Genomic DNA, 14,695 nt, shown 5'->3' with positions numbered 1-14,695 from the left:
GCTTTTGTCATAGGGAACCGTCCATTCAATCTTTACGACGACCGTCAATGATTTCCGGTGCGATCGCGGCGTGATTGACGATCGCCACCATCGAGACGCCTCCGATGACGTTCCCGATCAGCGTCGGCAGCAGAAAGACGCGGAAGTAATCGGCCACCGGCACCGAGCCGATCATCACGGCGTAGGCCGCTTCGGCGGAACTTGCGATGACGTGCGTGAGCCGGCTCACGCCCACCGTATAGGTGACGAGCAAGATCGTGAGAAGGCGCGCACGACCTCATGGACGACGAGCGGATGGGGCGTCGAGTGACTGGCGGCTTGTTCACGCTGACTAGCATCGAGATGCGGCGACTCGGCGCCCGCTTGCGGCTCGGACATACCGTTTTCCTTTTGAAGCATGTTCGCGTGAGCCGATGCATGCACCGGCGCGTTCCCGGTCGTCGCAAAACGCGAGTGGTCGCGACAGGGATTCGACGTCGCGGTGCAAGCGCGATGCCTAGGAGGGGCGATGGCGGGCGCCTAGCGGATGGAGTGAAAGAAAGGGTCTGTCTATCACAAGGCTTGAAATTATCTCATTATTATGTAATGCTAATCATTCTCATTTGCGTTACTAATCGCACGGATACCGCTGAAGACGCTATCCGCATACCAAGCGCCCGCCGCATGGACGGCAGGCGCACGATGAACAAAGGGGTTCCACATGTTGTTGACCAGGACGCCGCTCGCGCGCTCACTCAAACTGGCGTTCGCGCTGCATGTCACTGCGCTCCCGCTCGCCGCGCACGCGCAGGTTTCGCCGGCGCCGGCTCGTCCGAACGAGGCGGCACCCAAGGACAGCGCGACGGTCGAAACCGCGCAAGCCGGGAAGGCGCGATCGCAGATGGCAGCCTCGGTCGCTACGCTGCCGGAGGTAAGGATCGACGCGAGCAAACCGCGCGACGACTTCCTCACGGATAAATCCTCCGTCGGCGGCAAAGTGCCCACGGCCCAACGCGACATCGCGCAATCGGTCACTGTGATCAATCAGGCGCTCATGCAGTCGCAAGGCGTCACATCGTTCCAAGACAGCTTGCGTAACGCACCGGGCATCACGATCGGCGGCGCCGAGGGCGGCCAGATCGGCAACAACATCAACCTGCGTGGCTTCACGGCGCAAAACGACATCTATCTCGACGGCTTTCGCGATCGCAATCAGTACTACCGCGACACCTTCGATCTCGAATCGATCGACGTGTTGTATGGTCCCTCGTCGATGCTGTTCGGCCGCGGCTCGACCGGCGGCGTCATCAACCAAGTGAGCAAGCGTCCCAACCGCAAACCCTCGGCCGAGATTTCGACGACGATCGGCACCGGCGATCGCTACCGGACGTCGGTCGACTTGAATCACCCTCTGAGCGATACGGCTGCGTTTCGCGTCGACGCCTTCGGCCAGTCGATCGGTTCCACGCGCGATGAGATGAAGAATAAGGATTACGGTATTGCGCCGTCGATCCGCTTCGGAATCGGCACGCCCACCGAGATCACGATCTCAGCGCTGATCCAACACAACTACGACATGCCCGACTATGGTGTGCAGTCGATCAACGGCCACGCATTCGCGCCGTCGAAGCACACCTACTACGGTCTAACCGACGATCGCACGATTCAAGACGTGCAGTCGCTCCGAGCGCGCATCGATCACAAGATCTCGGATTCGCTCTCGGTGTCGAGCCAGATGCAAATCTCGCATTCGATGACCGATGCGCGCGAAACCGCCGCGCGCGCCGTGCTCACGGGTCCGCTCGCGTCCAGCACGGCGCTCACGGCGGGCAACTTCACGAATCTGCCGGTGCAAGACCTTTACGTGCAGTTGCAGAGTCACGACCGCGTCATTCAGAACCGCTCGATCAGCAACGATTCGATGGTGCGCTACAAATTCAACACCGGTCCGATCGGCCACGATGTGATCGCCGGCGCGGAGATCGGCTACGAGGCTTACAGCAATCAAGGCTACACGCGCAATAACCTGCCGATCCTCTCGCTGATCGACCCCGTGTACGAGAGCACACCGTCGAACGTCACGCAGACGACCGGCAACTATGCCCAATCCGGCGCGACCTCGCTCGCCGCGTACCTGAACGATACGATTTCGATCGGCTCGCATTGGAAGGTGGTGGGCGGCTTGCGCTGGGATCGCTTCCAAGCGCATATCAGCAACACGATCAACTCGCCGGGTTATACGGCCCAGACGAATTACTTCACGAGCGTGCGGGCCGGCGCCATCTATCAGCCGACCGATTGGCAGTCGTACTACTTCTCGTACGGCACCTCGTTCAACCCTTCGCTCGAAGCGCTTACCGTCACCAACTTCACGCAGAATCTCGCTCCCGAGCATACGAAGTCGTATGAGGTGGGCGGCAAATGGGATTTGCTTGGCGGCAACTTGTCGGTTACGTCCGCGCTGTTCCAAGAGGAGATGGACAACGCACGCACTCAAGTGTCCTCGACCGAATACACACTCGACGGCGACATTCGTGTGCGCGGGTTTCAGGCGGGCGTGACGGGCCACATACTGCCGAACTGGCAATTGTTCGGCGGCTATACCTACATGGATGCGACGATCTTGCGCGCGCGAGACGGTACGCAGGGCCATACGCCGGCTAATACGCCGCGCAATACGCTGACGCTCTGGACCACATACAACTTCACGCCCCAATGGGAAGTCGGCGGCGGCCCGACGTATATGTCGGCACGCTATGCCGCGAATACCAACCTGGTACAGGTTGGCGGTTATACGCGTTGGGATGCGATGGCCGCTTATCACGCGAAGAAATGGGACTTGCGGCTTAACTTGCTGAACCTCACGGACAAGTTCTATTACGACTCGCTTATCCAATCCGACGGTGGACGCTCGGTACCGGGCATCGGCCGCACGCTCCTTGCCACATTCGAATACCGGCTTTGATGAAATGGCCGCTGCTCGCACCGGCACTGCTTCGGAACGAAGCGCGCGGCCGGGCTCGGGCGGCCTGAAGGAACATTGAGATGTTGCTACAGATTCCCGGCGTGCTGAACGCCGAGCAGATACGAAACGTGCGTGATCGGCTCGACGCCGCCGGCGACGCATGGGTCGACGGTCGGGCGACGGCCGGCTACTCCGGTGCCCCGGTCAAACGCAATCAACAGATCGCCGAACACACGCCGATTGCGCGTGAGCTTGGCGACCTGGTCCTCGCCGCGCTTGAACGGAATCCACGGTTCATTAGCGCGGCTCTGCCGAACCAGGTGTACCCGCCGCTGTTCAACCGCTACGAAGGCGGCATGACGTTCGGCAACCATGTCGACGGCGCAGTGCGGGTCCTGCCGAACGGCATCAAGCTGCGAACCGACGTTTCGGCCACGCTCTTCCTGTCCTCTCCCGACGAGTACGACGGGGGCGAGCTCATGATCGAAGATACGTACGGCACTCATGCCGTGAAGTTGCCGGCTGGAGACATGGTGCTTTATCCGGCGACCAGCGTTCACCGGGTGACGCCCGTCACGCGTGGCGTGCGCATCGCGAGCTTCCTCTGGGTGCAAAGTCTCGTGCGCAGCGATGCGCAGCGCACGCTGCTGTTCGATATGGACAACGCCATCCAACGCTTGAATGCGACCGATGCCGACGAACTGGCGCGCCGCAATCTCGTCGGCTGCTATCACAACCTTTTGCGTCTCTGGAGTGAAACGTGACTGTGTCCGAGGCGCGTGTACCGCTGGCCGCGGCGACCGTCGCACGCAACGCGCGCGGGCGGCGAGCGACTTTTATCAAATGGCTGCGCAACGTTCACGGCTGGGTTGGGCTTTGGGGCGCGGCACTCGGGTTGCTGTTCGGCACCACGGGCTTCCTCTTGAACCATCGCGCGCCGCCCTTGAGGATTTCGACCGGTGCGCCGCACGTTTCGAGCGTGCAGGTGCCGTTGCCCTCCCCCGCACCTGACACACCGCGCGCCCTCGCTACTTGGCTGCAACGGGAATACAAGCTGCCTGGCCGCCTCGGCAGAGTGCAGCGCGAGCCCGCACATCAGGTGGCGTGGGGTGATCGCGATGCCGTACAGCCCGAGCATTGGCAAATGACGTTCGCGACGCCGCGCGAAAGCGTCATGGCCGAATACTGGATCGGCAACGGGTTCGTCACGCTCAAGCACAGCGAGAACTCGTTCGTCGCGATGCTGACGAACCTGCATCGGGGCGCAGGGCTCGGCATCGGCTGGGTATTGCTGATCGATACGCTTGCGGGCTCGCTCGTGCTGCTATCGCTCACGGGCGTACTGCTGTGGACACAATTGCACCGGACGAAAACGCTCGCGGTCGTATTGGTTTTCGGCTCTATTGCGTTGGCGGTGTGGGCGGGGCTCGCGTAGGGGCGGCATTCGATTATCGATTGCTGTTCCGCTGCGAGCTGAATGCCCCCCTAGTCGCCGACGACACCGCCGCGGCCTTCGAACAATGCGTGTTCACGCGAAAGCCCATCGCCGACCACGTCGAAGAACGCCCTAACCCGCGCCGTATTTTTTAGATCGGCGAGCGCCACGATCCAGAGCTCGCCCTCCAGGTCCGGCACCGGCTCCGGCATCGCGCGCACGACGCCGGCCTCGGTATCGCCCAGATAGCACGGCAGCAACGCGAGCCCGATTCCGGCACGCGCCGCGACGAGTTGGTTGACGAGACTGTTCGTTCGATAAACGACAGCGTCCTCAGGTGCCGCTTGCGCCAGCCACTGAGCGGCTTGAATGCCCGACACCCCTTCATCCCATCCGATCAACGCGTGCTCAGCTAGTGACTTGGCGTTCATCGATGGACGTTCGCGCGCGCCTAGATAGGCGGGTGTCGCATAAAGCCCCCACGCGATGCTGGCCAGCCGGCGCCCCCACAGATCGCCCTGCTTCGGCCGAACCGGGCGCAATGCAACATCGGCCTCGCGGCGCGACAGATTGAGCACGCGGTTGTCGATGGACAAATCCACGACGAGCCCTGGGTGAACCTGCCGAAATGCGGCCAAGTGCCGCGTGAGCCGGCTGTACGCGAGCGTCTCCGACGACGTCACCCGCAACCGCCCGGACAGCCGATGATCGCGGCCCGTTAGATCGCGATCGAGCGCCAACGCCTCGTCCTCCATCCGCTCGGCCGCCGCGGCCATCCGCTGCCCCGCCTCCGTAGCCTGATAGACGCCGCCCGAAAGCCGCTCGAAGAGCCGCACGCCAAGGCGCGTCTCGAGCGCCTTCAGGCGTCGAAACGCCGTCGAGTGATCGATGTTCAGCCGTGCCGCGGCCACCGTCAAATTCGCCGCGCGCTGCACCGCCAGCACGAGACGCAGTTCGTTCCAATCGTTCATGGCGCAACGCTATCCGATTGCTTGCACCGATGCAAATATGAATGGCAAACGCGCAATGGACATTGCACGAACGCACACCTTATCCTGAGCCCGCTGTCTTTTTGGTCACCCCCTTTCAGAGGCCACCTCATGAAGCTCTACTACTCCGCCGGTGCATGCTCGTTGTCGCCGCATATCGTTGCCGTCGAAGCCGGCATCGCGCTCGAACTGGTGCGCGTCAATCTCGGCAAGACGCCGCATACCTTGGCATCGGGCGCGGCCTTTTCGGCTGTTAATCCGAACGGCTATGTGCCCGTGCTCGAACTCGACGACGGCCAAGTGCTGACCGAGGGTCCGGCCATCGTGCAATACCTGGCCGATCAGAAACCGGAATGCGGTCTGGCTCCGGCGGCCGGCACGCTGGCGCGTGCACAATTGCAATCGTGGCTCAATTTCATCGGGACGGAGCTGCACAAGATGTACAGCCCTTGGCTGTTCCATGCCGAATACGGCGAACAAGCGCAAACGGTCGCCCGCGGCAAGATTGCCGATCGGCTCACCTTCGTCGATCGGCATTTGGCGGCCGGCGGACCGTTTCTGATGGGCGAGTCCTTTACGGCGGCCGACGCCTATCTATTCACGGTCGTGAGCTGGTCTAAGTTGGTCAATGTCGATCTATCGGACTACCCTGCTCTGCGCGCTCACTTCGAACGCGTAGGTCGACGCCCGGCCGTGCGTGAAGCGATGAAAGCCGAAGGCCTGAAGGTGGCCGAATAATGCACGCGACGAACCCGCCGGCTTATAGCTTGGTGAGCCATCCCTTGTGCCCCTACGTGCAGCGCGCCGCTATCGCCCTGACCGAGAAAGGCGTGGCCTTCGAACGGCGCTATGTCGATTTGGCCGACAAGCCGGCTTGGTTCGTCGCGATCTCGCCGCTCGGCAAAGTCCCGCTGCTGATTGTTCAGGGTGAACAGCAGCCCGTCTCCGTCGTATTCGAGAGCGCGGTGATTTGCGAGTATCTCGAGGATGCGGACGTGGGTCCCGCGCTTCATCCGCGAGACCCGCTCGATCGCGCACGGCATCGCAGTTGGATCGAATTTGCTTCGTCGATTTTGTCGGAGCTCTGGCACTTCGAGACGGCTGCCGATGCCGACCGTTATGAACTCAAGCGGCGAGCGCTGACGGACAAATTCGCTCGCGTCGAAGCCGAGTTGGGTCACGGGCCGTATTTCGCAGGGGAGCGCTTCTCGCTCGTCGATGCCGCTTTCGCACCGATCTTTCGATACTTCGACGTGTTCGATGCGCTGGCCGATACGCGTGTTTTTGCCGATACTCCGCGCGTTCGGGCGTGGCGCACGGCACTCTCGGAACGGCGCAGTGTTCAGGCGTCGGTTACGCCTGACTACGGCGAGCGGCTCCGAGCGTTTCTCGCTAGGCACGACGCTTATTTGCTTAGAGTTTAGGGCTTCGGCCTTCAGATATGACATGTATGCTGCCATATCTCAGTACGAGGCAGCGGATCAAGTGATGTGCTGTGGCTACTGTCCCATCCTGGCGTCGCCCAATCGTACTGATTGCGATGCCCGTTGAGCGGTCGGCCGACATGACGTGGCAACGCGATGTCCGCGGACACTAGCGCGGCATGTTCGGATGTTGAAACATTCTTTCGGGAAGCGTCGCACCGAATGTCGTTCCGACATTAGTCTGCCTGAATCTCATAAGTCGAATTGGGGCAGACGATGCCGCCGGAATCCATTCTCGCCTTGCCACACAGCCAGACCGTCGACTGGGACACCTCTGTTGCCCCCGACGGAGAGAAGCTGCAAAGCACATCAGTGGCTCAACGTCCGGTGCGGGAGGCCCTAAACGGTAAACCTCAAGCGTCCGGCCCGCTCGGTGCGCTACAGGCCATGGTCCGCACGGTAGCGCCGGCTAGCCCTCCCAGCACGAGGATCAGCGACGAGGCTTATAAGAAGATCCAGCAACTACAGCCGATTCAACAGCGGGTATCGAAACTCGTAGAGCACAGACCCAACAATGTATTCGGCATTGTCGCGTCAGGCGGAGAATCCTTTGTACGTTATGAAATGCGCAGGAGCTCCTTCCCACCGGCCCCACAGTATTCCATGCAGGCCGTTCGCGACACCGTGAGTTCGGGGGCCGGTGTCTGCACCGACACCAACCATGCGTTGTTCAGAGCCGTCGTTGCGGAAGAAAGCCGGGAATTGACAGCCTCGATGCGCGATCGCGCGGCGGGGATGAGTTCCCGCACGCGCGACCTGCGTCCCGTCTCATTTGCGCTAAACGGCAACCCTCATGGTTTCGTATTGTGGGGCGACCTGCGGGATGCAAGGCAGGCACCGGATGTTCTCGTGGGTGATAGCTGGGAGGCCGTTCCCATCGTCAAGACGTGGTCGAACACGCAGTATAAAAATCAACCTTATACGGTGAAAATGCAGACGGTCGCGGGATCGAGTTCCATCAATGGATTCTCCCTCCAAGAGATGGCAAAGATAGCCGCCGGACCGGAAAAAGGCGCGGAGGTGGACGCGTATCTCGCAGCGCAAGACAGACCCCGAGTGGGAGACGCTCTGCTCGAAAATGTCTACGGCATCTGCAAGCGCTATGACGCACAGCTCTCGGAAACGACAAGTTACGCAGAAAGACGCGACATGGTCTACCAGAATAAATCGGATGGACATGTCTTCATTCCGACCATCGCCTCCCACGATTACCACCGCTACCGCCTGGCAACAAGCAACCCCGCCAAAGTCCAGATGTTTCGCGACCTGGTCAAGACGCCGGACGAGTCTTAAACAGGAAAACCAGCAGGTACGGCGTCATCACGAGTGGCCCGGTTTTAAAGGTATCTTGAATCGTCGCGGCTGCCGATTGTACCGTCGAGTCGGTACCGATAAGCCAGCCGGCGCTCCCGTGCCGCAGCGGCGGCCTTGGCGTAGGCCGCCACAAGCACGCGCATTAACCACCGCCCCAAGCTTTTTGATACGATCCCGCCTGCGAATAAGCGAAATTTCGTTCGCTGACCCGCGGAAAGCCTCGAGTCGCTCGTCGGAAAGGAAGAATGTGTATCACCGAAGAAGGCCATAACGCCTGAATCGACGGTCGAACACAACTCGGCCTAACACCCGGCGGCAATACAAAAAATTACCATTCCATATAAGATGAAAAAGATACTTAAATCTATTGGGGCGATCATCGGATCGTGCATCGTCGCCGCCTGCGGAAATCTACAAGCCGTCAAACCCGCACAATTTCCAGCACAATTGACGGGTTCAACCATCGAACTAAGCGCGAATCGCCCCTCAAAAGCAGAAGTCGCACCACGAACGTATGAAATTCCTGGCCGATCAATGTTTTTCCGACAGACCAGTGGAGGTAGTTTGGCTGTTGGATTGCTATTGGGTCCGATCGGCGTTTTGGCAAACTCAGTCAATATCGATCGCATTACCGATTCAATGGGAAAATCAGGAACGGATTCCAGCCTGTACACGGTCGATGCGCTGACGGAGGCCCGCATGGCGTGGGCGATGGCCAAGCCGACGCCTGACGGCGCATCCGTAAGCGATACGGTAACGGTTAAACCGTTTATCTTGCTCTATGTGGCGGATGAGGAGTCTGGGATCAACACTATGGTATCGGCTCGTGTTGAATCAAGCCGGTCTTTGTCGGATGAGCATTCGAAGCCATGGGTTGGGATCTACAGTTATGTTCTGAGCGACACTCTCCCGCTTGACGCACTAAAGGGTCCGATGTCAGCTGAGAAACTCGAGCAGTATCGAGCCTCGGTCAGAATTGGTTATTCTGAAATTCGTTCCGAATTGGAGCGGGATCTGAAGGGCGGTACACCTCCAAAAAGAAAGATTGCGTGGGTGAAATCTCCCGTTCTAGGCCTTGGCCTGCCCGGCGATATTGAAGTAGATCAGTCAGGTCGGTTATCGCTTCGCGTTAGCGGGAAAAATATGGGCGTCTTGGCAGATCCGCTAGCTTCCTATAGTGTCTTTGTATTTCCGTCGTCAAATCAGTACACATTCGAGAACGGCCCGGTCGATCGACAAACGCAATAAAGGCTGCGTTGCGGTCAACCGCTTAGCCCTGTGTTGACCACTGTGCGGGTGGTCGGCTCGGGGCGAAGGATTGAAAGCACTTTGGCATTCAACTATTTGCTATCGATTCATTGACAAATTTAACTGAGAAAAATAATGTTAAGTCCGTATATTGATAGCGTGCTAGCAAAGCATTCATCGAAAAGACGAAGAGGCGCTTCAACCACCTTCCCAACGCGAATCATTGAGACACCGGTTGGCTCGGTACGCGTGTATGACTCCGCATCCGATAAGCCCTGTGTAGTCTTGGTTCCCGACGGCCCTAATGTCATAGAACATTACGATCGACTAATAGAGCTGCTTACGCCGCACTTGCGCGTAGTATGTTTCGATATGCCGGGTTTCGGCCATTCCTTGCCAAGCCCCAGTTATGAACACTCGCTGAATCAAGGCGCTGCCGCTGTTTTGGGTGTTCTTGATGGGCTCAACATCAAATCAACCACACTAGCGTTCAGCTGCGCGAATGGATTCTATGCCTTACGTGCCGCACAAATAGCGCCGGATCGAATCTTGCATCTCGTTCTATCACAGACGCCATCGCTCACTGCCATGCACAGGTGGGTGGATCGGATCATACCGTGGCCGCTCAAGACTCCCGTGGTCGGGCAAATCGTCGGCTGGTTATTTCAGAAAAAAGCCGCGAATAAGTGGTACAACGTCGCGCTTCCAAAGGCCACACGGGCCCAGCCTTTCCAAGATAAGGCATTGAATGCTCTGAACAACGGAGCCTGCTTTTGTTTAGCAGGCGTTGTTCAAGGGTTATGTCGAGAACACGAAGAGTCACTATCGAATGTAACGACACCTATTACCGTGATTTGGGGCACCAAGGATCGCTCTCATAAGCCGACCGATCCAAACTCCCTTTGCAAAAGCGTACCTCATGCTGAGGTTGTGCAATTTCAGGATTGCGGGCACTTCCCTGATGTCGAACAACCCGAGCGATACGCTGAGATTCTCCTGGAGAGAATCGCGAAGGCGGTAAAGAATCATCATGTACAAACCGACGACCCCGCCATTTAACTAATTCCGAACGGAACGAACCTGACCGCCTTGGCACAACGACGCCGATGCTTTGCACTGGCATTTGTTGGCATAGGCCGTTGCGCTCGACATTCTTTTGACTCATAGGCTCAGCACGTTCGTCGGTCGAACGCTGCCAGGCGTCGGTTGGGTTCTGCTGGCAAACGACGTTGCTCAGATCGGGTATCACACGGTCATTCGATACAACGGCATTGTCTCGCCTGAGGATAGGGTGTTTTAATGGGAAACCATACCTGGGAAAACCTTGAGTCGTTTGTCCGAAAGGAAGCGTGCGTGTCACCGAAGAGGTCCATAACGCCCGAATCCGCAATCGATGACGATCTCGGCCAGCAAGGCGATGACGCCGATGAATTCATGCAGCACTTCTTCGAGGTATTCAGCGTCGACAGGGGTGACTACGATTTTCATCGCTACTTCCTAATGGAAGGCGAAGGGATTCTGTATCACTTGATGATGAAATTACTGAGAAAGCCGCACTCGTTCAAGCACGAAACGCTCACGGTCGGCATGCTTCACAGGGCACTGATTGATGGCGGGTGGGATTCACAAGCGCTATCGCGGCAACCGTCGGACGGGCGAAGCTAGTTGGATATCGGCCACGCTTATTACGCGGCTTCGATGGCCGAAATCTTAGCTAACGGAAAGCTTGCATCAGCGGCAGGAAGCATCGCCCATGACCTCCTCCAGCAGGACGGTTTTCGACCCCACTACGGCCGCTCGCGCTACGCAAGTCGGGTGGCTGCGTCCAACAGCGCACAATGATTCCGTAGCTCAGACGGATACAATAGTTGAGTTGCAAAAAGACCAATGATCGACGGGGAATTCTGATGGACGACGCATTTCACGAGTTTGTAGCAGATCCCAGGCTGCGGAAGGCCATGGAGGGATTAAAGCGGTCGAACGATATTTTCAACATCATCGAACCAAACGAAAACCAACATTCTGAAATACTGAAATGGTTGTTTGATCCTCGAGAAGGACACGGTCAGGGTGACGGAATTTTGAAAGATTTCCTGACCGCTGCTTACGGGAATTCGTACGAAAACGTTCTATGCAACAAAGAATTCTTTGCTGTCTGGACGCCGGGCAGGATTGCCCGAACCGGCTTCCACTCGATGATCGCGATTCGCGAGTATGTGCTCCCGAGCAAGGCGCGGTTGGACCTGCTGATGATCGACCCTGTGAATCAACTCCTCGTTGTGGTTGAGAACAAGCACGGTGCCCGGCTCGGAGCGGAGCAGCTTGAGACCTACTACAACGAGGTGGCAGTACTACGCGCCCGGCCCGCATTCAAAGGTTACAAGACAGCGCATATTGTCCTGGATCGGAATTACGGCGGAGCTCGGGACGAGGACGATAATCGATCCGCACCGCGTAACCGGTGGGCATTTCTCGATTACCAATGGCTTGAGGCTGGCGCTGATCGCGCGGAGCTTCAGATCAAGCGAGGAAATCAATCTGCTGCGCTCGTGATTGCCTACTGCCAGAAGCAAACTGACTACGTTCCGCCGGAGCAGAAGGAACTCGACGATGTTCTCGCAGACGTTGCGATGGAACATAGGACGGTCATTGAAGATCTCGAGAAAGCATTAACTCTCGACGTCAGTGCGCTCACCCCGGCGACGTTGGACGGCGACCTGGGTGAAAAGTGGATTTTCGCCCATCACTATCCGGAATTGATTGAGCGTCTTGGCTCAAAGGCAAAGCTTTCGTTTATCGAAAGGCGCATCAAAGCCAATCTTCCAAGTCGCAAGCTTCTAACAGACTACGGGAAGAGGATTTTTTGGTTGTTCGACGAGGCGTGGAACCCACTTATCGGTGCGGATGCTACGTCATGGCCCGTCTGCGTTGTCGCGTGGGAAATGCGTGAATCTGTTCACGGGCCAGACAATTATGCGGTAGGCATTCAGTATCGACCGCTCAACCTCGAAGATGGTTACAGGGCAAAGGTCCAGGCCGCGCTTGAGGAGGAATTCCCCGAACTCAAGAAGGGGCGAAGATCAGCCTCGTTCAGAATGCTTGGCAAAGTAGCCAACCTGAGTGAGTCCGGGTTGCCGATCAAGGCTCAGGCAGTTTATGCGCGTCTAAGAAGCGCGCTTGGGCCCGTGGTTGACGACCCACTCTGAAGCAAGTTCGGTGTCCGGTTGCCCACAAGGTTGACCGGACGCAGAATTAGTTAAAAGCGCTTGGCTAAGGCATCTCTCTGCGGAGTTGCGCGTATCACCGGCAGTCGAATGCGAACGGTCGGTTCTCAAAAGCAGTCGCACAAGCGTCCGATATCCGAGTGCGCCGTATGACGCTTCCTGGCCGATCTCGGGCTCTCGTGGCGATGCCACCTCTCCACGACAGACCCATGCCAGTTTCGATGCCAGCAGCCCAAAACGACGCCGCTCCCCAAACCAGCAAAAACCCAGTACAATCGCTGTCTCTGCGGGCGTCGTATAATGGCCATTACCCTAGCTTCCCAAGCTAGAGACGTGGGTTCGATTCCCATCGCCCGCTCCAAACATTCGCGAGCCTGGTCCCATAAGGCTCTGTCGCATTGCCCTCCCCCTGCTTTGCCGTCACGGCCGGACGTACCTTCCGGTCCAATGGACGATTTCCCCGTGTTAGACAACCAACGGACTAAGGCTTGATGCGCGTCATCGGGTTGAGCCAGCCGACCGATCGTATTTCGCGCACGGCAATGGGTGCGTCAAAGCAGGCGTACGGGCCATCCCAACTCCTCGAACTCGGCAATTCCAGCAGAGGTACCCGCGAGCCGCCCTGCTCCTCTCGCACCGCCAATCTTCAAACACCGTCACGGAGATAAACCGTGAGATCCGTCACGGGCACAGGCGCCGATATCCGACGAAGCGTATCGACTATGAATCCGCGATGAAACGTATAGTGATTGACGACGTGGAAAAACATTTCACCCCGGGTCATCACACCCTTTCCGCCATCCACGAACTGAAAGTCGATCGACTGATCGAGTTCGCACTCTGTCATCCGATCGATCCATCCCACGTACCAGGCATCGAGATCGCGTTGCATCGCCCGCAACTCGTCGAAGGTCGTCGTATCGGGCATTCGGCGGACAGTGAATCCATGCGCGCGTCGCTCCAAGTGCGCTTGAAAAATCGCACCGACAGCATAGTTATGCCCCAACGTGCCCAAGATGCTGCCGAACATGGTGTCCTGCGGCGCCGACATCGTCGCCTCGGGCAGATCAGCCACCACGGCATAAGTCACTTCATTCGCCCATAAAACGTATCGAGCCAACATTTTCTCGTTGCGCAGCGCCATCGACGTCTCCCGAATAAAAGTGCCCCGCAAAAAGGTGCGGAAAAAGCAATTGCCCATCAACGGCATGGTAGATTTCCGCGCGTTGTTCCGCTCTCGTGATCAGGTCAATCTGACAATAGTTCGGGCCATGCCAATTCCCATACCGATGAGCTATGAAGAAGTCCCCAGGGACGTCATAGCAGTAGAACGTCACTACCCTTCGGGTTTCGTGCACCCCGACCATACACACGCGCGCGGCCAGTTCGCCTATGCAGCCGAAGGCGTGATGACGGTCGCAACACAGGCGGGCAACTGGGTGGTACCGCCGCAATGTGCGGTCTGGCTCCCCGCCCACGTTCCGCATCAAATGCAGATGAGCGGCCAAGTGCGAATGCTCAATGCCTTTGTCCACGTCGCCGCAAAGCAGGCAAGGACGTTACCGCGTCAGAGCTGCGTCGTGAGCACGTCCGCCTTGCTCAGAAATCTCATCTCCGAGGCCGTGCAGCAATCGGCGTTATACGAATCCTCGACACGTGCAGGACGAATAATGGCGCTGCTCATAGACGAGATTGCCGCTATGCAGCCGTTGCCGCTCAACGCACCTTTACCCAACGATCCTCGACTAGCGGCGTTCTGCCGAGCGTTGCTTGCCGCTCCGACCGTCTCGCTCGGGCTCGATGACGCGGCGCGCCGCTTAGGGCTCAGCCGCCGCAGCTTCACTCGAATGTTCCGCGAACAGTTGGGGGTTAGCTTCGTCGCGTGGCGAGAACAAGCGTGCCTGCTAAGCGCGATCGCCCGGTTCGCGCAAGGCGATTCGATCACACGCGTGGCCTATGACCTGGGCTATAGCAGCCCGACCGCATTCTCCACCATGTTCAAGCGCGTCGTCGGCGTAGCCCCGCAACACTACAGGGCGTAAGGCTCATTTGAATCG

Annotated in this window: 13 protein-coding genes, 1 tRNA gene and 2 pseudogenes; 13 read left to right on the top strand and 3 right to left on the bottom strand. The window is 58.3% G+C overall.

Annotated features, from left to right (window positions below):
* Positions 1-25: 25 nt before the first annotated feature.
* A pseudogene (locus AB1286_RS17020) lies at positions 26-268 on the bottom strand (formate/nitrite transporter family protein); the annotation flags it as partial.
* A 432-nt stretch (positions 269-700) separates the two neighbouring features.
* Between AB1286_RS17020 and AB1286_RS17015 the strand changes: the two are divergent.
* The 3 genes from AB1286_RS17015 (at position 701) to AB1286_RS17005 (ending at position 4,379) form a co-directional block, all read left to right on the top strand.
* Entirely contained in the window at positions 701-2,944 is a 2,244-nt protein-coding gene (locus tag AB1286_RS17015; RefSeq protein WP_430364360.1) for a TonB-dependent receptor, read from the top strand.
* Positions 2,945-3,024: 80 nt separating this feature from the next.
* A complete protein-coding gene (locus AB1286_RS17010; protein ID WP_430364359.1) occupies positions 3,025-3,708 on the top strand; it encodes a Fe2+-dependent dioxygenase in 684 nt (227 codons plus the stop codon).
* 2 nt (positions 3,709-3,710) lie between these two features.
* Positions 3,711-4,379 carry a PepSY-associated TM helix domain-containing protein gene (locus AB1286_RS17005; RefSeq protein ID WP_430365104.1) on the top strand — a complete coding sequence of 223 codons (669 nt, stop codon included), beginning with the start codon at positions 3,711-3,713 and terminating at the stop codon, positions 4,377-4,379.
* Between the two features lie 50 nt (positions 4,380-4,429).
* On the opposite strand, the gene AB1286_RS17000 is transcribed toward AB1286_RS17005, so the two are convergent.
* A complete protein-coding gene (locus tag AB1286_RS17000) occupies positions 4,430-5,350 on the bottom strand; it encodes a LysR family transcriptional regulator (RefSeq protein ID WP_430364358.1) in 921 nt (306 codons plus the stop codon).
* A gap of 129 nt (positions 5,351-5,479) precedes the next feature.
* Between AB1286_RS17000 and gstA the strand changes: the two genes are divergently transcribed.
* The 9 genes and pseudogenes from gstA to AB1286_RS16955 all read left to right on the top strand — a co-directional run bounded on the left by gstA (position 5,480) and on the right by AB1286_RS16955 (position 12,999).
* A complete protein-coding gene (gene gstA / locus AB1286_RS16995; protein ID WP_430364357.1) occupies positions 5,480-6,106 on the top strand; it encodes a glutathione transferase GstA in 627 nt (208 codons plus the stop codon).
* The gene (locus tag AB1286_RS16990) at positions 6,106-6,792 is read left to right on the top strand and encodes a glutathione S-transferase family protein (protein ID WP_430364356.1); all 687 of its coding nucleotides are present in this window, start codon (positions 6,106-6,108) and stop codon (positions 6,790-6,792) included. Before gstA ends, AB1286_RS16990 begins: the two co-directional genes overlap by 1 nt.
* A gap of 276 nt (positions 6,793-7,068) precedes the next feature.
* Positions 7,069-8,145 (top strand): hypothetical protein, encoded by a 1,077-nt coding sequence (locus AB1286_RS16985; RefSeq protein WP_430364355.1) that lies wholly within the window; start codon positions 7,069-7,071, stop codon positions 8,143-8,145.
* A 366-nt stretch (positions 8,146-8,511) separates the two neighbouring features.
* Complete coding sequence (locus tag AB1286_RS16980; RefSeq protein ID WP_430364354.1) at positions 8,512-9,414, top strand: hypothetical protein; 903 nt, start codon at positions 8,512-8,514, stop codon at positions 9,412-9,414.
* 249 nt (positions 9,415-9,663) lie between these two features.
* Entirely contained in the window at positions 9,664-10,473 is an 810-nt protein-coding gene (locus AB1286_RS16975) for an alpha/beta fold hydrolase (protein WP_430365103.1), read from the top strand.
* 94 nt (positions 10,474-10,567) lie between these two features.
* Positions 10,568-10,714: pseudogene (locus tag AB1286_RS16970) on the top strand (STM2901 family protein); the annotation flags it as partial.
* Positions 10,714-11,079, top strand: a complete 366-nt coding sequence (locus AB1286_RS16965) for a DUF1493 family protein (RefSeq protein ID WP_430364353.1) — start codon at positions 10,714-10,716, stop codon at positions 11,077-11,079. The pseudogene AB1286_RS16970 and the gene AB1286_RS16965, both read left to right, overlap by 1 nt.
* A gap of 242 nt (positions 11,080-11,321) precedes the next feature.
* A complete protein-coding gene (locus AB1286_RS16960; protein ID WP_430364352.1) occupies positions 11,322-12,620 on the top strand; it encodes a PD-(D/E)XK nuclease family protein in 1,299 nt (432 codons plus the stop codon).
* 304 nt (positions 12,621-12,924) lie between these two features.
* Positions 12,925-12,999: transfer RNA gene (locus AB1286_RS16955), tRNA-Gly, on the top strand.
* A 285-nt stretch (positions 13,000-13,284) separates the two neighbouring features.
* Here the strand turns inward: AB1286_RS16955 and AB1286_RS16950 are convergent.
* A complete protein-coding gene (locus AB1286_RS16950; protein WP_430364351.1) occupies positions 13,285-13,782 on the bottom strand; it encodes a DinB family protein in 498 nt (165 codons plus the stop codon).
* On the opposite strand from AB1286_RS16950, the gene AB1286_RS16945 reads away from it, so the two are divergent.
* On the top strand, positions 13,769-14,680 hold the full coding sequence (locus AB1286_RS16945) for an AraC family transcriptional regulator (protein WP_430364350.1): 912 nt from the start codon (positions 13,769-13,771) through the stop codon (positions 14,678-14,680). The genes AB1286_RS16950 and AB1286_RS16945 overlap by 14 nt on opposite strands.
* The last annotated feature ends 15 nt before the right edge of the window (positions 14,681-14,695 follow it).

It is taken from the genome of Trinickia sp. NRRL B-1857 (assembly GCF_050470685.1).
Taxonomy (GTDB): domain Bacteria; phylum Pseudomonadota; class Gammaproteobacteria; order Burkholderiales; family Burkholderiaceae; genus Trinickia.
Note: the sequence above shows the minus strand (reverse complement) of the source record. Positions and strands in the feature narration are given on the sequence as shown.

Bases quoted from the DNA above. Each gene is read 5' to 3' on its own strand.
- AB1286_RS16980 (WP_430364354.1), top strand. From the start codon at position 8,512: ATGAAAAAGATACTTAAATCTATTGGGGCGATCATCGGATCGTGCATC.
- gstA (WP_430364357.1), top strand. From the start codon at position 5,480: ATGAAGCTCTACTACTCCGCCGGTGCATGCTCGTTGTCGCCGCATATC.
- AB1286_RS16960 (WP_430364352.1), top strand. From the start codon at position 11,322: ATGGACGACGCATTTCACGAGTTTGTAGCAGATCCCAGGCTGCGGAAG.
- AB1286_RS17010 (WP_430364359.1), top strand. From the start codon at position 3,025: ATGTTGCTACAGATTCCCGGCGTGCTGAACGCCGAGCAGATACGAAAC.
- AB1286_RS16985 (WP_430364355.1), top strand. From the start codon at position 7,069: ATGCCGCCGGAATCCATTCTCGCCTTGCCACACAGCCAGACCGTCGAC.
- AB1286_RS17000 (WP_430364358.1), bottom strand. From the start codon at position 5,350: ATGAACGATTGGAACGAACTGCGTCTCGTGCTGGCGGTGCAGCGCGCG.
- AB1286_RS17015 (WP_430364360.1), top strand. From the start codon at position 701: ATGTTGTTGACCAGGACGCCGCTCGCGCGCTCACTCAAACTGGCGTTC.
- AB1286_RS16950 (WP_430364351.1), bottom strand. From the start codon at position 13,782: ATGGCGCTGCGCAACGAGAAAATGTTGGCTCGATACGTTTTATGGGCG.
- AB1286_RS16990 (WP_430364356.1), top strand. From the start codon at position 6,106: ATGCACGCGACGAACCCGCCGGCTTATAGCTTGGTGAGCCATCCCTTG.
- AB1286_RS16965 (WP_430364353.1), top strand. From the start codon at position 10,714: ATGGGAAACCATACCTGGGAAAACCTTGAGTCGTTTGTCCGAAAGGAA.